Below are 17,007 nucleotides of genomic sequence, written 5' to 3' on the forward strand. Positions count from 1 at the left end.
CGAGGTGCCGGGCCGTCCACTTGATGCACCGCACGTAGCCCTGTTTGACGAAGAATTCGACATTCTGGGGGGCTTCTGCCACGTAACGGAAGCGCGACGTCGAACAAGCGTGTAGCTTGCCGGGTCAACAGTGCCGGGGGCGACGGGGGGTCGGACCCGGGGGGATGGGGGGAAGCTCGATGGGCGTGCGGCTCATGGTGGTCGACGAGCACCGACTGCTCGCGGAGGCGCTCGCGTCGGCGCTCAAACTGCGGGGGCACCGGGTCCTCGCCGCCGCCGCGCCCACCGCGGGCGCGGCCGAGCTGGTGGTGAGCAGGGCGCCGGAGGTGTGCCTGCTGGGCACGGCGGCACCGGCGGAGCCGGGGGTCTTCGACCCGATCGTGACGATCAAGCGGGAGCGGCCGCAGGTGGCCGTGGTGGTGCTCGGGCCGGTCCCGTCGCCGCGCGGCATCGCGGCGGCGTTCGCGGCCGGCGCCTCCGGTTACGTACGCCACGACGAGCGGATCGAGGGCGTGGAGCGGGCCATGATGAAGGCCCGGGCGGGCGAGGCGGCGGTGGCGCCGCAACTGCTCCAGGGCGCCTTCACCGAGTTGCTCAACCCGGCCGCGCAGCCGGACGACGAGGGCCAGCGGCTGTTGCGGCTGCTGACCCCGCGCGAGGTGGAGGTGCTGGTGCGGGTCGCGGAGGGCGAGGACACGCGGCTGATCGCGGCCGGGATGCGGATCGCGCCGAGCACCGCGCGGACGCATGTGCAGCGGGTGTTGATGAAGCTGGGCGTCGGTTCGCGGCTGGAGGCCGCGGCGCTCGCCGCCCGTACGGGCCTGCTGGACCGGGCGGTGTCCGCCGGGGCGGCGGGGCCGTCGCGGCCGTCGCCGGGGCCCGGGGCGGGCGGGCCGGCGGGAGCGGGCGGAGCGGCCGGAGTGGGCGGGCCGGGCCCCGTCTGATGCCCGGCCCGCCGCGGTGCGTCATCCGGTGGGCGGGGGCGGCGGGGCCGTCGGGCGCAGTCGCAGCCAGACCAGGAAGAACAGCCCGAGGGCGAGCATGCCGAGGCCGGTCCAGAGGTTGATGTTGACGCCGACGGCCTTCTTCAGGTCCGCGTCGGACGCGGTGATCCCGGCGACGGTGACGATGATCCCGTACACGGTGAACAGGCCGCCGATGATGCGCCGGATGTCGAAGAGGCGGGCGGCGGTGGCGGACTTCTTCTCCAGCTCGGAGACTTCACGCTGCAGTTCGGACATGGGTGGGTGCCTCCGGGCGGGTCAGAAGGAGTACGGCAGGTAGCAGGCGGCGGCCAGGACGATCGCTCCCCAGCCCAGCAGGGCGGGCCGCCGGTACCAGGCGTCGTCACCCTCGGACGGGGCCTCCTCCATGCCCGGCGACCTCGTGCCGTACACCAGGCCGGCGAGCTCCGCCTCGGGCTTGGGGGCGGTGAAGAGCGTGACGGCGACCATCACCACGGCGCCGGCGACGAAGCCGACGATCGCCGAGACGAAGTTGGCGCCCTGGTCGGTGGGGATGGCGATGACGCCCTGCTTGTAGACGACGAAGTAGTTGACCATCGCGGCGACGGTGCCGGCGATCAGGCCCCAGAAGCCGGACTTGACCGAGGCGCGCTTCCAGAACATGCCGATGATGAAGACGACGAACATCGGCACGTTGAAGAAGGAGAACAGGGTCTGGAGGTAGCTCATGATGTTGGAGAAGCTGGCGGCGAGGAACGCGGTGCCGATGGAGGCGAGGACGCCGATCGCGGTGATGAGCCTGCCGAAGCGCAGGTAGTAGGTGTCGTCGCGGTCCCTGACGACGTACTTGGCCCAGATGTCGGCGGTGAAGACGGTGTTGAACGAGGAGACGTTGGCCGCCATGCCGGCCATGAAGGCGGCCAGCAGACCGGTCACGGCTATGCCGAGGACGCCGTTGGGCAGCAGTTCCTGCATCAGCAGCGGGATGGCGTCGTTGTAGGTGAGGTCCGAGCCGGCCGTGCCGATCCTCGGTACGAGGACGGCGGCGACCAGGCCCGGGATCATCACCGCGAACACGATGAAGATCTTGGGGAAGGCGGCGATCAGCGGGGTGCGCTTGGCGGCGGACAGGTTCTTCGCGGACAGGGCGCGCTGCACCTCGGCGAAGTTGGTGGTCCAGTAGCCGAAGGAGAGCACGAAGCCGAGGCCGAGGACGATGGTCAGCCAGTTGGCGCCCAGCGGGTTGGCGTCGCCGATGCCGGTGCCGCCCCAGGCGGAGAGGAAGTCGGAGCCGTGGCTCTTCTCCAGTGAGCCGGTCAGTCCGTCCCAGCCGCCGACCCGCTTGAGACCGAGGACGGTCAGCGGGATGAGCGCGGCGAGGATCACGAAGAACTGCAGGACCTCGTTGTAGATCGCCGAGGACAGACCGCCGACGGTGATGTACGCCAGGACGAAGAAGCCGGCGACCACGATGGAGACCCACTGCGGCCAGCCGAGCAGCGCCTCGACGACGATCGACAGGGCGTAGAGGTTGACGCCCGCGATGAGGATGGCGGCGAAGGCGAACAGCACCGAGCTGAGCAGGTGCGCCGGCCGGTCGAACCGCTGGAGCAGGAACTCGGGTACGGAGCGCACCTTGGAGCCGTAGTAGAACGGCATCATCACCAGGCCGAGGAAGACCATGGCGGGGATGGCGCCGATCCAGTACCAGTGGACGACGGCCACGCCGTACTGGGCGCCGGTGGCGGCCATGCCCAATATCTCGGTCGCGCCCAGGTTGGCGGCGACGAAGGCCAGGCCGGTGACCCAGGCGGGCAGGGAACGGCCCGAGAGGAAGAAGTCGAGGCTGGTCCGGACGCTGGCCCGGGCGGCGAAGCCGATGCCCAGGACGACGGCGAAGTAGATCGCCAGGATCGTGTAGTCGAGCCCGTTGGTGGGGAGCCGGAGCCCGTCGGCCAGGTAGTGCCCCTCGGCCTGGAAGTGCATGAGTGACTCGCTTCGTCGCGCGAACTGATCAGGCCGGAACCTACGCTTCCCCACTCATGATCTGAACACTTCTGTTGGATTTCTTTGTTTGATCGTGATCGCGTGCGTGGATATGTCCCCAAGTAAGCGCTTGTGGCGGGGTGAGGCAAGACCCATTGACGGGCGCTGTTGCTCTATGGTTGATTGTGTTTACTTCTGTTGAGAGTGTGCCGAGGAGAGCCCCGGAGTGAAGAAGACACCGACCCGGCTGGCCGACGGCCGCGAGCTGGTCTACTACGACTCCCGCGACGACGTGGTGCGGGACGCCGTCGACCGGCGTCCCCTCGCACCCGTCGCCACGACCTCGGAGATCCGCCGGGACCCCCTGCTCGGCGACGCGGTCGCCGTCGCCTCGCACCGCCAGGGGCGCACCTACCATCCGCCGGCCGACGAGTGCCCCCTGTGCCCCTCCCGGGACGGCCGGCTCAGCGAGGTCCCGGACGGCGACTACGACGTCGTGGTCTTCGAGAACCGCTTCCCCTCCCTCGCCGGCGACTCCGGCCGCTGCGAGGTCGTCTGCTTCACCTCCGACCACGACGCCTCGTTCGCCGGCCTCACCGAGGAGCGCGCCGCCCTCGTCCTGGAGGCCTGGGCCGACCGCACCGCCGAACTCGCCGAGCTCCCGGGCGCCGAGCAGGTGTTCTGCTTCGAGAACCGGGGCGCCGAGATCGGGGTCACCCTCGGCCACCCGCACGGCCAGATCTACGCGTACCCCTTCACCACCCCGCGCACGGCACTGATGCTGCGCTCGCTGGAGGAGCACCGCGCGTCCACCGGCCGCAACCTCTTCGACGATCTCCTCGCGCGTGAACTCGGGCAGGCCGAACGGGTGGTCCTGGAGACCGCCGAGTGGGTCGCCTTCGTGCCGTACGCCGCGCACTGGCCCTACGAGGTGCACCTCTACCCCAAGCGGCGCGTGCCCGACCTCCGCGCGCTGGACGAGGACGCCCGTGCCGGGTTCCCGCAGGTCTACCTGGAACTGCTCCGGCGCTTCGACCGCATCTTCGGGGAGGCGGAGCCGCCCACGCCGTACATCTCCGCCTGGCACCAGGCGCCCTTCCGCGCCCCCGGGCGGCACGACTTCGCCCTGCATCTCGAGCTTTTCACCATCCGCCGCACTTCCGGCAAGCTGAAGTTCCTCGCGGGCTCCGAGTCCGGGATGAGCGTGTTCATCAACGACGTGCCGCCGGAGGCCGCGGCGCGCCGACTGCGAGAGGTGGCGACCCAGTGAGCACAGCCAAGTACCTGGTGACGGGCGGGGCCGGTTACGTCGGCAGTGTCGTCGCCGCGCACCTGCTGCGGGACGGGCACGAGGTGACCGTCCTGGACGACCTGTCCACCGGCTTCCGCGAGGCGGTCCCGGCGGGCGCCCGCTTCGTCGAGGGCCGTATCCAGGACGCCGCCCGGCACCTGGACGCCACCTATGACGGCGTCCTGCACTTCGCGGCGTTCTCGCAGGTCGGCGAGTCCGTCACCGACCCCGAGAAGTACTGGGCGAACAACGTCGGCGGCACGATGGCCCTGCTGGCCGCGATGCGCGACCACGGCGTGCGCCGCCTGGTGTTCTCCTCCACCGCCGCGACGTACGGGGAGCCGGTCTCCACGCCCGTCACCGAGACCGACCCCACCGCCCCCACCAGCCCCTACGGCGCCTCGAAGCTGGCCGTCGACCACATGATCACCGGTGAGGCCGCGGCGCACGGGCTGGCCGCCGCGTCGCTGCGGTACTTCAACGTCGCGGGCGCGTACGGCGCGTACGGCGAACGGCACGACCCCGAGTCCCACCTCGTCCCGCTCGTCCTCCAGGTCGCCCTCGGCCGGCGCGCGTCGATCTCGGTGTACGGCGACGACTACCCGACGCCCGACGGCACGTGCGTCCGCGACTACATCCACGTCGCCGACCTCGCCGAGGCGCACCTGCTCGCCCTGGACGCCCTCACCCCGGGCGAGCACCTGATCTGCAACCTCGGCAACGGCAGCGGCTTCTCGGTCCGCGAGGTCGTCGAGACCGTGCGCGAGGTCACCGGCCACCCGGTGCCCGAGGTCGTCGCCGCCCGGCGCGCCGGTGACCCGGCGGTGCTGGTCGCCTCGGCCGACGCCGCCCGGGAGCGGCTCGGCTGGAAGCCGTCCCGGCCCGACCTGGCCCGCATCGTCGCGGACGCCTGGGAGTTCGCGCGCCGGCTGGAGAAGGAGGGGGCGGGCGAGTGAGCGCCGGAGACGGGAGCGCCGGGGACGGGAGCGCCGGGGACGGGAGCGCGGGCGGTGCGAGGCACACGCCGGCGGCGGTCGCCGAGGACTTCCACCGGTTGTACGGGGCCGCCCCCGAGGGCGTGTGGGCGGCGCCGGGCCGGGTCAACCTGATCGGCGAGTACACCGACTTCAACGACGGGTTCGTGATGCCGCTGGCGCTCCCGCACACCGCGGTCGCCGCCGTGTCCCGCCGCACCGACGGGCGGTTGCGCGTCCACTCGGCCGACACCGACCAGGGCGTGGTCCAGCTCGACGCGGGCACCCTGCGGCCGCTCACCGGCACCGGCTGGGCCGCCTACCCCGCCGGGGTGGTGTGGGCGCTGCGCGAAGCCGGCCACCCCGTCACGGGCGCCGACATCCACCTCGCGTCCACGGTGCCCACGGGCGCCGGGCTGTCCTCGTCGGCCGCCCTGGAGGTCGTCACCGCGCTCGCCCTCGCCGACCTGTACGGACTCGGACTGACCGCCCGGCAGCTGGCCCTCACCGGACAGCGCGCCGAGAACGCGTTCGTGGGCGTCCCGTGCGGCGTGATGGACCAGATGGCGTCGGCGTGCTGCACCGAGGGCCACGTCCTCCACCTCGACACCCGCGACCTGTCGACCCGCCAGGTGCCCTTCGACCTCGACGCCCACGGCCTGGCGCTGCTGGTCGTCGACACCCGGGTGAAGCACGCGCTCGGCGACGGCGCGTACGCGAAGCGGCGCGCCGGGTGCGAGGCGGGCGCGCGGGCGCTCGGCGTGCGCACGCTGCGCGAGATCGAGTACGTGCAACTGCCGGACGCCCTGCGGCGGTTGGGTGACGAAACGATTCGCGCCCAGGTCCGCCACGTCGTGTCCGACAACCACCGGGTCGAGCGGACGATCGCCCTGCTGGACGCGGGCGACGTGCGGGCGGTCGGGCCGGTCCTCACCGAAGGGCACGCCTCCCTCCGCGACGACCTGCGGGTCTCCTGCCCCGAACTGGACCTGGTGGTCTCGGCCGCCAATGCCGCCGGGGCGCTGGGCGCCCGGATGACGGGCGGCGGCTTCGGCGGCTCGGCGATCGTGCTGACCGAGGCGACGGACGCGGACACGGTGACCAAGGCGGTCACGGAAGCCTTCGCGGCCGCCGGCCACACGGCCCCCCGCGTCTTCCCGGCCCGTCCGTCGGCGGGCGCGCGGCGGGTGGGGTGAGGGCGGGGCGCCCGGCCTGACCGCGCGGGGCGCCCCTCGCTCGCGGCGCGGCGCGGCGCGGCGCCCGGGCGTCGGCGGCTCCCGTCCGGGGCCGGGGCCTGCCGCGTCCGGGCCCCGTCGCCGGGCGCTGTGGGCGCCGCGCCGGGCGAGGGCCCCGCGGTCGGGCACCAGGGTGCCGAACCGGGTGCGCACGGGGCCCGGGTCCGGATCACCCCGTGGGGGCGGTGAGTTTTCCACAAGTCCCCTTGTCCGCCGTTCCGTCGCCGTACTCTGATGCACGGCACCGGTGGGGGCCGGTGCTGATCAGGGGGCGAGACAGCCGGGTACGACGCCCGGGGTGGGGGTAACAGTCACTGCGCGGCGGCGGCCGTGCGACCGCTGTGCCTCCGGCTCCGGGCGCCGTACCCGCAGCTGCCCCGTTTCCTCGACGCTTGGGGGTGTCAGTGGTCCGTATCCGGGTTCTGGTGGTGGACGACCACCGCATCTTCGCCGAGTCGCTCGCCGCCGCCCTGGCGGCCGAGCCCGACGTGGACGTCGCCGCGGCGGGCAGCGGGCCCGCCGCGCTGCGGTGCCTGGACCGGGCGGCGGCCGAGGGCCGCCGGTTCGACGTGCTGCTCGTCGACGCCGACCTGGGCGCCGCGGCCGCGCCGGCGGTCGCCCGCGCGGTGCCGGACAACGGCGAGGGCGCGGTGGACGGCATCTCGCTGGTGGCCGGTGTCCGTGAGGGCCGCCCCGAGGTGCGTACGGTCGTGCTGGCCGAGAAGGACGACCCGGGCAGAGCCGCGCTCGCCCTGCAGGCGGGCGCCTCGGGCTGGGTCGCCAAGGACTGCTCGCTCCAGCGCCTTCTGACGGTGATACGCGGGGTGCTGCGCGACGAGACGCACCTGCCGCCCGCGCTGCTCACGGGGGTGCTGCGGGAGCTGACGGCCGCGCGCAAGCACCGCACCGAGAGCGAGCGGCTGGTGGAGTCGCTCACGCCGCGCGAGCGGGAGGTGCTGCGCTGCATGGTGGCCGGTCTCGGCCGCAAGGCGGTCGCCGAGCGGCTGTACCTGTCGCCGCACACGGTCCGTACCCACATGCAGAACGTGCTGGGAAAGCTGGGCGTGCACTCCACGCTGGCGGCGGTCGCGCTGGCCCGCCGGGCGGGCGTCGGCCCGGCCGACCTGGGGCCCGGGCTAGCCGGGGATGTTGTCGAACGGGGCGGTCAGCTGGCGTAGCAGCGCGGCCAGGTCGGCGCGCTCGGCGCGGGACAGCTCCGCGAGGATGGCCCGCTCCTGCGCGAGGAGCCCGGCGAGCGCCTGGTCGGCACGGTCGCGGCCCTCGGGGGTGAGGCGGACGAGGACGCCCCGGCGGTCGCTCGGATCGGGCAGCCGCTCGACGAGGCCCTTCTTGGCGAGCCGGTCGATACGATTGGTCATCGTTCCGGAGGTGACCAGGGTCTGGGTGAGCAGCTGGCCGGGGGAGAGCTGGTAGGGGGCTCCCGCGCGGCGCAGGGACGTCAGGACGTCGAACTCCCAGGGCTCCAGGTTGTGCTCCGAGAAGGCGAGCCGACGCGCCCGGTCGAGGTGGCGGGCCAGCCTGGAGACGCGGCTGAGGACCTCGAGCGGTTCCACGTCGAGGTCGGGGCGCTCGCGGCGCCATGCAGCGACCAGACGGTCGACCTCGTCCTCCATGGCGATCAGTGTAGGGGATCTGTCGATGTGAAGTCTCTTGACGTCAAGAAATATTCGGCTGGACCATTGGGCATGACGGGGCCGGGACTTTGTTCCGCTTCGGCACTACGTTCCAGCAAGGGGGCTCGAAACATGCATTCCGCACCGATCTGGGATCCACAGCAGTACCTGCGCCACTCCACCCACCGCACCCGACCGTTCCTCGACCTGCTCGCCCGGATACCCGAACTGCCCGCCGCCGCGCGAGGCCGCTCACCCCGTATCGCCGACCTCGGCTGCGGTCCCGGCAACGTCACCGCGCTGCTCGCGGAACGCTGGCCCGGCGCCCGCATCACCGGCTTCGACCTCTCGCCCGAGATGCTGGAACAGGCGAAGACGCACTACGCCGGAAGCACCGACGGGGGCGGCTGGCTCGACTTCCGGCCCGCCGACGCCGCGCACTGGACGCCCGACGAACCCTACGACCTGATCATCTCCAACGCCGCGCTCCAGTGGGTGCCCAACCATCCCGAATCGTTCCCGGACTGGACCGAGGGTCTCGCCCCCGGCGGCACCCTCGCCTTCCAGGTCCCGGCCAACTTCACCGCACCCAGCCACGCGCTGCTGGGCGAACTGTGCGAGACCCCGCAGTGGCGGGCCCGCCTCACCGGCCACGGCCGCCGCTTCGTCCATATCCTCGACGCCGCCGACTACCTCACCCGCCTCGCCGACCTCGGCCTCGACGTCGACGTGTGGGAGACGGTCTACTCCCAGCTCCTCCAGGGCGAGGACCCCGTCCTCGACTGGGTCAAGGGCACCGCGCTGCGCCCCGTCATCACCGCCCTGGACGGTGACGACGAGGCGGTCGGCGAATTCCTGGCCCAGTACCGCGACCTGCTCCGCAAGGCGTATCCGCCGGGCCCGCACGGCACGGTCTTCCCGTTCCGGCGCGTCTTCGCGGTCGCGACGCGGACCCGGGAAGCGACAGGGTGACGCCCCACTTACCGGTCGCCCCCGCCACCCGCCCGCGCCGGACCGCACGCCCGTACGGCACCCGGCGCGGGCCGCCCCCGACCCGGGGCGGCGGGGGCCGGTCCGCAGCGGCGGCGCGCCGGGCCGGCGGGGTCAGTTCTTGCGGTGGCCGATCAGGCGGGGTTTCGGCTCCAGGCCGTCCAGGCCGTGCCACGCCAGATTGACCAGGTGGGCGGCGACCTCCGCCTTCTTCGGCTTGCGGGCGTCGAGCCACCACTGGCCGGTCAGCGCCACCATCCCCACCAGCGCCTGCGCGTACAGGGGGGCCAGCTTCGGGTCGAAGCCCCGGGCCTTGAACTCCAGGCCCAGGATGTCCTCCACCTGCGTGGCGATGTCCGAGATCAGCGACGCGAACGTACCCGTCGACTGCGCGACCGGCGAGTCCCGCACCAGGATGCGGAAACCGTCCGTGTACGTCTCGATGTAGTCGAGCAGCGCGAACGCGGCCTGCTCCAGCAGCTCGCGCGGATGCCCGGCCGTCAGGGCGCCGGTCACCATGTCCAGCAGCTGGCGCATCTCGCGGTCGACCACCACCGCGTACAGGCCCTCCTTGCCGCCGAAGTGCTCGTACACCACCGGCTTGGAGACCCCGGCCTTCGCGGCGATCTCCTCCACCGACGTGCCCTCGAAGCCCCGCGCCGCGAACAGCGTGCGACCGATGTCGAGCAGCTGCTGCCGGCGCTCGGCGCCCGTCATCCGGACCCGGCGCCCCCGCCTGGGTTTGTCAGTACTACTGGTGCCACTGCCGTCGATCGCCACACCGTCCATCATGCCGCGTTCGCGGCCCGGTCCTGGCGTCGGCCTTCGATCCTGGACGCGGTCGGCCAGCGCACGTCGTAGGCCCAGCCCAGCATCTCGAACCAGCGGATCAGCCGCGCACTGGAATCGATCTGCCCCCGCAGCACACCGTGACGCGCACACGTCGGGTCGGCGTGGTGCAGGTTGTGCCACGACTCACCGCACGACAGCACCGCCAGCCACCACACGTTCCCACTGCGGTCACGCGACTTGAACGGCCGCTTGCCCACCGCGTGGCAGATCGAGTTGATCGACCAGGTCACGTGGTGCAGCAGCGCCACCCGCACCAGCGACCCCCAGAAGAACGCCGTGAACGCGCCCCACCAGGACATCGTCACCAGACCGCCCACCAGCGGCGGGATCGCCAGCGACACGATCGTCCAGCCGATGAACTGGCGGGAGATCCGGCGCAGCGCCGGGTCCTTGATCAGGTCCGGGGCGTACTTGGCCTGCGGCGTGCGCTCCTCGTCGAACATCCAGCCGATGTGCGCCCACCACAGGCCCTTCATCAGCGCCGGCAGCGTCTCGCCGAACCGCCACGGCGAGTGCGGGTCGCCCTCCGCGTCCGAGAACTTGTGGTGCTTGCGGTGATCCGCCACCCACCGCACCAGCGGCCCCTCCACCGCCAGCGAACCCATGACCGCCAGCGCGATCCGCAGCGGCCTCTTCGCCTTGAACGCACCGTGCGTGAAGTACCGGTGGAAGCCGATCGTGATCCCGTGGCAGCCGATGTAGTACATCGCCACCAGCAGGCCCAGATCCAGCCAGCTCACCCCCCAGCCCCACGCCAGCGGCACCGCCGCGACCAGGGCCACGAAGGGCACCGTGATGAACAGCAGCAGCGCGACCTGCTCGGTCGTGCGCTTGCTGTCCCCGCCGAGCGTGCCGGGAGGAAGATCCGGAGAAGGCGAAGCGGACGGGCCCGAATTCTCGAGCACGTCGGGGCTTGAGGTCATGGAGTCCCCTGGGGGGTGAGGGATACAACGGAAGCTGTGGCTACGGTTCCGTAACCTACGGCGACGTAAGTATGGCAGCGGTTCGGCGCGCGGCAAGAGGGCTGGCGACGGCGCCGCCGGACGGGACACCTATCCTGGGTGTCGTCGGACAGCGCGGTCCGCAGCCTCCAGTACCCCTCCAGACGTGCTCAAACACTGCAAGGAGCCGCACCTGTGAGCAGTGCCGACCAGACCCCCTCCGCCAGCGCAGAGCTGCGCGCCGACATCCGCCGACTGGGCGACCTGCTGGGCGAGACCCTCGTCCGGCAGGAAGGACCCGAGCTCCTGGAGCTCGTCGAGAAGGTCCGCCACCTCACCCGGGAGAACGGCGAGGACGCCGCGGCGCTGCTCGGCGACACCGACCTGGAGACCGCCGCCCGCCTGGTGCGCGCCTTCTCCACCTACTTCCACCTGGCCAACGTCACCGAGCAGGTCCACCGCGGCCGCGAGCTGCGCGAGAAGCGCGCCGCCGAGGGCGGCCTGCTCGCCCGCACCGCCGACATGCTCAAGGACGGCGACCCCGAGCACGTGCGCGAGACGGTCAAGCACCTCAGCGTCCGCCCCGTCTTCACCGCGCACCCCACCGAAGCGGCGCGCCGCTCCGTGCTCAACAAGCTCCGCCGCGTCGCCGAGCTGCTGGAGACCCCGGTCATCGCCTCCGACCGGCGCCGCCACGACCTGCGCCTGGCCGAGGCCATCGACCTCATCTGGCAGACCGACGAGCTGCGCGTCGTCCGTCCCGAGCCGACCGACGAGGCCCGCAACGCGATCTACTACCTCGACGAGCTGCACGCGAACGCCGTCGGCGACGTCCTCGAGGACCTCGCCGCCGAGCTGGAGCGCGTCGGCGTCGAGCTGCCCCCCGGCACCCGCCCCCTCACCTTCGGCACCTGGATCGGCGGCGACCGCGACGGCAACCCCAACGTCACCCCGGCCGTCACCTGGGACGTCCTGATCCTCCAGCACGAGCACGGCATCACCGACGCCATCGAGCTGGTCGACCACCTGCGCAGCCAGCTGTCGAACTCCATCCGCTACGCGGGCGCCACGCAGGAGCTCCTCGACTCCCTCCAGAGCGACCTGGAGCGGCTCCCCGAGATCAGCCCCCGCTACAAGCGCCTCAACGCCGAGGAGCCGTACCGGCTTAAGGCCACCTGCGTCCGCCAGAAGCTCGTCAACACCCGCGAGCGCCTCGCCAAGGGCACCGCGCACCAGGACGGCCGCGACTACCTCGGCACCGCCGAGCTGCTCGCCGACCTCACCGTCATCCAGACGTCCCTGCGCGAGCACCGCGGCGGCCTGTTCGCCGACGGCCGCATGGACCGCACCATCCGCACCCTCGCCGCCTTCGGCCTCCAGCTCGCCACCATGGACGTCCGCGAGCACGCCGACGCCCACCACCACACCCTCGGCCAGCTCTTCGACCGCCTCGGTGAGGAGTCCTGGCGCTACGCGGACATGCCCCGCGACTACCGCCAGAAGCTCCTCGCCAAGGAGCTGCGCTCGCGCCGCCCGCTGGCCCCGACGCCCGCCCCGCTCGACGCGGCCGGCACCAAGACCCTCGGTGTCTTCCACACGGTCAAGGAAGCCTTCGAGCGGTTCGGCCCCGAGGTCATCGAGTCCTACATCATCTCGATGTGCCAGGGCGCCGACGACGTCTTCGCCGCCGCCGTCCTCGCCCGCGAGGCCGGACTGATCGACCTCCACGCCGGCTGGGCCAAGATCGGCATCGTGCCGCTGCTGGAGACCACCGACGAGCTCAAGGCCGCCGACGTCATCCTCGACGACATGCTCGCCGACCCCTCCTACCGCCGCCTCGTCTCGCTGCGCGGCGACGTCCAGGAGGTCATGCTCGGCTACTCCGACTCCTCCAAGTTCGGCGGCATCACCACCAGCCAGTGGGAGATCCACCGCGCCCAGCGCCGGCTGCGTGACGTCGCCCATCGCTACGGCGTACGGCTGCGCCTCTTCCACGGCCGCGGCGGCACCGTCGGCCGCGGCGGCGGCCCCTCCCACGACGCGATCCTCGCCCAGCCGTGGGGCACCCTCGAAGGCGAGATCAAGGTCACCGAGCAGGGCGAGGTCATCTCCGACAAGTACCTCATCCCCTCCCTCGCCCGGGAGAACCTGGAGCTGACGGTGGCGGCCACGCTCCAGGCGTCCGCCCTGCACACCGCGCCCCGCCAGTCGGACGAGGCGCTCGCCCGCTGGGACGCGGCCATGGACGTCGTCTCCGACGCCGCCCACACGGCCTACCGGAAGCTCGTCGAGGACCCCGACCTGCCGACGTACTTCCTCGCCTCCACCCCCGTCGACCAGCTCGCCGACCTGCACCTGGGCTCGCGGCCCTCCCGCCGCCCCGGTTCGGGCGTCTCGCTCGACGGACTGCGGGCCATCCCGTGGGTCTTCGGCTGGACCCAGTCGCGGCAGATCGTCCCCGGCTGGTTCGGCGTCGGCTCCGGCCTCAAGGCCCTGCGCGAGGCGGGCCTCGACGCCGTGCTCGACGAGATGTACGGAAAGTGGCACTTCTTCCGCAACTTCCTGTCCAACGTGGAGATGACGCTCGCCAAGACGGACCTGCGGATCGCCCGCCACTACGTCGAGACCCTCGTCCCCGAGAACCTCCGGCACGTCTTCGACCACATCGAGGCCGAGCACGCGCTGACCGTCAGCGAGGTGCTGCGCGTCACCGGCGGCAAGGAACTGCTCGACTCCAACCCGGTCCTCCAGCAGACCTTCGCCATCCGCGACGCCTACCTGGACCCGATCTCCTACCTCCAGGTCTCGCTGCTCGCCCGCCAGCGGGCCGCCGTCGAGCGCGGCGAGGAGCCCGACCCGCTGCTCGCCAGGGCCCTGCTCCTGACGGTGAACGGCGTGGCCGCCGGTCTGCGCAACACCGGCTGACCCGCGTACGGCACGACGAAGGGGGCGCCCGGTTCTCAACCGGGCGCCCCCTTCCGCATGCTTCCGTCTGCCCCTACAGCGCATACCTCCGCGGGTCCCCTACAGCGCGAAGAACGCCCCCACCAGCAGCGCCCCGCCCGCCGACGCGGACGCCCACGCCAGCCTCGGCAGCCGCATCCCGCCGCCGATCACCAGCGCCGCCAGCAGCAGCGCACCGCCCAGCGGCAACCACGCGTGCAGCCCGCCCGACCAGCCCGTACGCACCAGCTCCGTGGTGTCCGGCTTCACCACCACCGCGTAGCGGCCGCCCTTCTCCACCGCCACCGAATGGTCGATCGTCATGTCCGCCCGCGGCCCCGCCGGCCCCTCCGGGTCGAACCGCCCCGTGCAGACGTCCGTCGAGCAGCCGGTCACCGTGAGCGTGCCGTGCTCCCGGCCCTTCGACAGCAGCACGTGCTGCGCCGTCCCCCACGACGCCCACGTGCCCGCCACCACAAGCAGCAGCGCGACGAGCGCCATCGCGGCACTGCGGGCGTACGGGAGGGCTGAAGTCCGCTTCTTGCTCATGGGGCGCGATCCTCTGGCACACGACCGCACCCGGTCAATTCCGGTCCCTAAAGGTCGGAAACGTCCAGGATCAGGTGTTGTACGCCGACTGCGCGCGCTCCAGCCCCTCCGTCACCAGGCACTCCACCGCGTCCGCCGCCCGGTCCACGAAGTAGGCCAGCTCCTTGCGCTCCGCCGACCCGAAGTCCTTCAGCACGAAGTCGGCGACCTGCATCCGGCCCGGCGGACGCCCGATCCCGAACCGCACCCGGTGGTACTCCGCCCCCATCGCCTTCGTCATCGACTTCAGGCCGTTGTGCCCGTTGTCCCCGCCGCCCAGCTTCAGCCGCAGAACGCCGTAGTCGATGTCCAGCTCGTCGTGCACCGCCACCACGTGCGCCGTCGGCACCTTGTAGAAGTCCCGCAGGGCCGTCACCGGGCCACCCGACAGATTCATGTACGACATCGGCTTCGCCAGGACCACCCGGCGGCTCGCCGGACCCGGAGGACCGATCCGGCCCTCCACCACCTGCGCCTGCGCCTTGCCGGCCCGCTTGAACCTGCCCCCGATCCGCTCCGCGAGAAGATCGGCCACCATGAACCCGACATTGTGCCGGTTCCCGGCATACTCCGGCCCCGGGTTCCCCAGGCCCACCACCAGCCAGGGCGCGCCGGCCTCCGCCGCCGTCGTCATGTCGTCAGTCTCCTCGTGTGCGTACACCTACACGGAACAGGGAAACGGGGTGGCGGGCCGCAGCCCGCCACCCCGTCACTCGGAGCCCAGGAGGGCTCAGGCCTCGGCGGCCTCTTCGGCGGCCTCGTCGCCCTCGGCGGCCGGCTCCTCGGCCTGCGCGGCCAGGACCTGCAGGACGACGGCGTCCTCCTCGACGGCCAGGGTGACGCCCTTCGGCAGCGTGATGTCCTTCGCCAGGACGGAGGCACCGGCCTCCAGGCCCTCGACGGAGACCGAGACGGACTCGGGGATGTGGGTGGCCTCGGCCTCGACCGGAAGCGCGTTCAGCACGTGCTCCAGCAGGTTGCCACCGGGGGCCAGCTCACCCTCGGTCTGCACCGGGATCTCCACGTTGACCTTCTCGCCGCGCTTCACCAGCAGCAGGTCGACGTGCTCCAGGAAGCCCTTCAGCGGGTCGCGCTGCACGGCCTTCGGGATCGCCAGCTCGTTGGTCTTGCCGTCGATGTCCAGGGAGATCAGGACGTTCGGCGTACGCAGCGCGAGCAGCAGCTCGTGACCCGGCAGCGTCAGGTGCAGCGGCTGCGAGCCGTGACCGTAGAGAACACCCGGAACCTGGTTGGCGCGGCGGATGCGGCGGGCGGCACCCTTGCCGAACTCGGTACGGGTCTCGGCGGCGAGCTTCACCTCGGACATGTGCACTCCTCGTAAGAGTCAGACGAATCAACGGTCGTGGGGTCACCCGGCCACGACTGGACTTGGCCTGCTACGAAGAGCGCGTCGATAACGGACCGCCGCACCTGAACCGGTACGGCCTCCCTCGCCGAGCAACCCCACCAGTCTAACCGAACGCGAGAGGCCGCCCCGACCCGTGGTCGAAGCGGCCTCCCGGGCGTCAGCGGATCAGCCCTGCTCCTCGAAGAGGCTCGTCACCGAACCGTCCTCGAACACCTCGCGCACCGCGCGCGCGATCGTCGGCGCGATCGACAGCACCGTGATCTTGTCCAGCTCCAGCTCACCCGGCGTCGGCAGCGTGTTCGTCAGCACGAACTCGCTCACCTTCGAGTTCTTCAGACGGTCGGCCGCCGGACCCGACAGGATGCCGTGCGTCGCCGTCACGATCACGTCCTCCGCGCCATGCGCGAACAGCGCCTCGGCCGCGGCGCAGATCGTGCCACCGGTGTCGATCATGTCGTCCACCAGGACACAGACCCGGCCCTCGACCTCACCGACGACCTCGTGGACCGTCACCTGGTTCGCGACGTCCTTGTCACGGCGCTTGTGGACGATAGCCAGCGGCGCGTCCAGCCGGTCGCACCAGCGGTCGGCGACGCGCACCCGGCCCGCGTCCGGAGACACCACCGTCAGCTTCGAGCGGTCCACCTTGGCGCCCACGTAGTCCGCCAGCACCGGCAGCGCCGACAGGTGGTCCACCGGACCGTCGAAGAAGCCCTGGATCTGGTCCGTGTGCAGGTCGACCGTGAGGATGCGGTCGGCACCCGAGCACTTCAGCAGGTCCGCGACCAGACGGGCCGAGATCGGCTCACGGCCGCGGTGCTTCTTGTCCTGCCGGGCGTAGCCGTACGACGGGATGATCACGGTGATGCTCCGGGCCGAAGCCCGCTTCAGAGCATCGATCATGATCAGCTGCTCCATGATCCACTTGTTGATGGGAGCCGTGTGGCTCTGCATCAGGAAGCAGTCCGCACCGCGCGCCGACTCCTGGAAGCGGACGTAGATCTCACCGTTGGCGAAATCGAACGCCTTCGTCGGTACGAGACCGACACCCAACCGGTGCGCAACCTCCTCGGCCAGCTCGGGGTGGGCGCGGCCGGAGAAGAGCATCAGCTTCTTCTCGCCGGTCGTCTTGATCCCGGTCACAGCACTGTCTCCTCAGACGTGTCCTCTGGCCGCGACCACCATCGCGCGAACCAGCCGAATTTGTGTGCACGTATCACGGTACGCCGAGTTCGGCGC

General features: G+C 71.7%; 16 protein-coding genes. 7 read left to right on the forward strand and 9 right to left on the reverse strand.

All coding sequences use genetic code 11. From position 1 onward, the window contains the following. Window positions 1-179 precede the first annotated feature (179 nt). The gene (locus EIZ62_RS19445; RefSeq protein WP_156693925.1) at window positions 180-944 is read left to right on the forward strand and encodes a response regulator transcription factor; all 765 of its coding nucleotides are present in this window, start codon (window positions 180-182) and stop codon (window positions 942-944) included. 21 nt (window positions 945-965) lie between these two features. On the opposite strand, the gene EIZ62_RS19450 is transcribed toward EIZ62_RS19445, so the two are convergent. Both EIZ62_RS19450 and EIZ62_RS19455 read right to left on the reverse strand, forming a co-directional pair. After that, a complete protein-coding gene (locus EIZ62_RS19450; protein WP_156693926.1) occupies window positions 966-1,241 on the reverse strand; it encodes a hypothetical protein in 276 nt (91 codons plus the stop codon). A 21-nt stretch (window positions 1,242-1,262) separates the two neighbouring features. Then, window positions 1,263-2,951, reverse strand: a complete 1,689-nt coding sequence (locus tag EIZ62_RS19455; RefSeq protein WP_156693927.1) for a sodium:solute symporter family protein — start codon at window positions 2,949-2,951, stop codon at window positions 1,263-1,265. 226 nt (window positions 2,952-3,177) lie between these two features. Between EIZ62_RS19455 and galT the strand changes: the two genes are divergently transcribed. The 4 genes from galT (at window position 3,178) to EIZ62_RS19475 (ending at window position 7,629) form a co-directional block, all read left to right on the forward strand. Next, window positions 3,178-4,221: a galactose-1-phosphate uridylyltransferase gene (gene galT / locus EIZ62_RS19460; protein ID WP_156693928.1), complete on the forward strand. Its 1,044-nt coding sequence runs from the start codon at window positions 3,178-3,180 to the stop codon at window positions 4,219-4,221. After that, window positions 4,218-5,198, forward strand: a complete 981-nt coding sequence (galE, locus tag EIZ62_RS19465) for a UDP-glucose 4-epimerase GalE (RefSeq protein ID WP_156693929.1) — start codon at window positions 4,218-4,220, stop codon at window positions 5,196-5,198. The genes galT and galE overlap by 4 nt, the downstream gene beginning before the upstream one ends. Then, window positions 5,195-6,412, forward strand: a complete 1,218-nt coding sequence (gene galK / locus EIZ62_RS19470; protein ID WP_156693930.1) for a galactokinase — start codon at window positions 5,195-5,197, stop codon at window positions 6,410-6,412. The genes galE and galK overlap by 4 nt, the downstream gene beginning before the upstream one ends. 443 nt (window positions 6,413-6,855) lie before the next feature. Beyond that, the gene (locus tag EIZ62_RS19475) at window positions 6,856-7,629 is read left to right on the forward strand and encodes a LuxR C-terminal-related transcriptional regulator (RefSeq protein ID WP_156696493.1); all 774 of its coding nucleotides are present in this window, start codon (window positions 6,856-6,858) and stop codon (window positions 7,627-7,629) included. Here the strand turns inward: EIZ62_RS19475 and tamR are convergent. Beyond that, window positions 7,588-8,085, reverse strand: coding sequence for a MarR family transcriptional regulator TamR (gene tamR, locus EIZ62_RS19480; protein ID WP_156693931.1), 498 nt, complete (start codon window positions 8,083-8,085; stop codon window positions 7,588-7,590). The two genes, EIZ62_RS19475 and tamR, sit on opposite strands and share 42 nt — an antisense overlap. Window positions 8,086-8,217: 132 nt before the next feature. Between tamR and EIZ62_RS19485 the strand changes: the two genes are divergently transcribed. Further along, window positions 8,218-9,057, forward strand: coding sequence for a trans-aconitate 2-methyltransferase (locus tag EIZ62_RS19485; RefSeq protein WP_156693932.1), 840 nt, complete (start codon window positions 8,218-8,220; stop codon window positions 9,055-9,057). Window positions 9,058-9,189: 132 nt separating this feature from the next. Here EIZ62_RS19485 and EIZ62_RS19490 read toward each other — a convergent pair whose 3' ends face one another. Continuing rightward, window positions 9,190-9,867 (reverse strand): TetR/AcrR family transcriptional regulator, encoded by a 678-nt coding sequence (locus EIZ62_RS19490; protein WP_156693933.1) that lies wholly within the window; start codon window positions 9,865-9,867, stop codon window positions 9,190-9,192. Beyond that, window positions 9,864-10,850, reverse strand: a complete 987-nt coding sequence (locus tag EIZ62_RS19495) for an acyl-CoA desaturase (RefSeq protein ID WP_167536397.1) — start codon at window positions 10,848-10,850, stop codon at window positions 9,864-9,866. Before EIZ62_RS19495 ends, EIZ62_RS19490 begins: the two co-directional genes overlap by 4 nt. 213 nt (window positions 10,851-11,063) lie before the next feature. On the opposite strand from EIZ62_RS19495, the gene ppc reads away from it, so the two are divergent. After that, entirely contained in the window at window positions 11,064-13,793 is a 2,730-nt protein-coding gene (gene ppc / locus EIZ62_RS19500; RefSeq protein WP_156693934.1) for a phosphoenolpyruvate carboxylase, read from the forward strand. A gap of 99 nt (window positions 13,794-13,892) precedes the next feature. Here the strand turns inward: ppc and EIZ62_RS19505 are convergent, their stop codons facing one another. From EIZ62_RS19505 to EIZ62_RS19520, 4 genes are all read right to left on the reverse strand, one after another. Beyond that, window positions 13,893-14,360, reverse strand: coding sequence for a hypothetical protein (locus tag EIZ62_RS19505; RefSeq protein ID WP_156693935.1), 468 nt, complete (start codon window positions 14,358-14,360; stop codon window positions 13,893-13,895). Window positions 14,361-14,430: 70 nt separating this feature from the next. Continuing rightward, window positions 14,431-15,033 (reverse strand): aminoacyl-tRNA hydrolase, encoded by a 603-nt coding sequence (pth, locus tag EIZ62_RS19510; protein ID WP_156693936.1) that lies wholly within the window; start codon window positions 15,031-15,033, stop codon window positions 14,431-14,433. Between the two features lie 96 nt (window positions 15,034-15,129). Next, a complete protein-coding gene (locus EIZ62_RS19515) occupies window positions 15,130-15,726 on the reverse strand; it encodes a 50S ribosomal protein L25/general stress protein Ctc (protein WP_156693937.1) in 597 nt (198 codons plus the stop codon). A gap of 207 nt (window positions 15,727-15,933) precedes the next feature. Then, window positions 15,934-16,911, reverse strand: a complete 978-nt coding sequence (locus tag EIZ62_RS19520; RefSeq protein WP_064073246.1) for a ribose-phosphate diphosphokinase — start codon at window positions 16,909-16,911, stop codon at window positions 15,934-15,936. Window positions 16,912-17,007 lie beyond the last annotated feature (96 nt).

It is taken from the genome of Streptomyces ficellus, assembly GCF_009739905.1.
GTDB classification, from domain to species: Bacteria; Actinomycetota; Actinomycetes; order Streptomycetales; family Streptomycetaceae; genus Streptomyces; species Streptomyces ficellus_A.

Excerpts from the sequence above, each read along its gene's own strand:
- EIZ62_RS19455 (WP_156693927.1), bottom strand. The coding sequence starts at position 2,951 with ATGCACTTCCAGGCCGAGGGGCACTACCTGGCCGACGGGCTCCGGCTC.
- EIZ62_RS19485 (WP_156693932.1), top strand. The coding sequence starts at position 8,218 with ATGCATTCCGCACCGATCTGGGATCCACAGCAGTACCTGCGCCACTCC.
- EIZ62_RS19515 (WP_156693937.1), bottom strand. The coding sequence starts at position 15,726 with ATGTCCGAGGTGAAGCTCGCCGCCGAGACCCGTACCGAGTTCGGCAAG.
- EIZ62_RS19490 (WP_156693933.1), bottom strand. The coding sequence starts at position 9,867 with ATGATGGACGGTGTGGCGATCGACGGCAGTGGCACCAGTAGTACTGAC.
- EIZ62_RS19505 (WP_156693935.1), bottom strand. The coding sequence starts at position 14,360 with ATGAGCAAGAAGCGGACTTCAGCCCTCCCGTACGCCCGCAGTGCCGCG.
- tamR (WP_156693931.1), bottom strand. The coding sequence starts at position 8,085 with ATGGAGGACGAGGTCGACCGTCTGGTCGCTGCATGGCGCCGCGAGCGC.
- EIZ62_RS19450 (WP_156693926.1), bottom strand. The coding sequence starts at position 1,241 with ATGTCCGAACTGCAGCGTGAAGTCTCCGAGCTGGAGAAGAAGTCCGCC.
- EIZ62_RS19495 (WP_167536397.1), bottom strand. The coding sequence starts at position 10,850 with ATGACCTCAAGCCCCGACGTGCTCGAGAATTCGGGCCCGTCCGCTTCG.
- pth (WP_156693936.1), bottom strand. The coding sequence starts at position 15,033 with ATGACGACGGCGGCGGAGGCCGGCGCGCCCTGGCTGGTGGTGGGCCTG.
- EIZ62_RS19445 (WP_156693925.1), top strand. The coding sequence starts at position 180 with ATGGGCGTGCGGCTCATGGTGGTCGACGAGCACCGACTGCTCGCGGAG.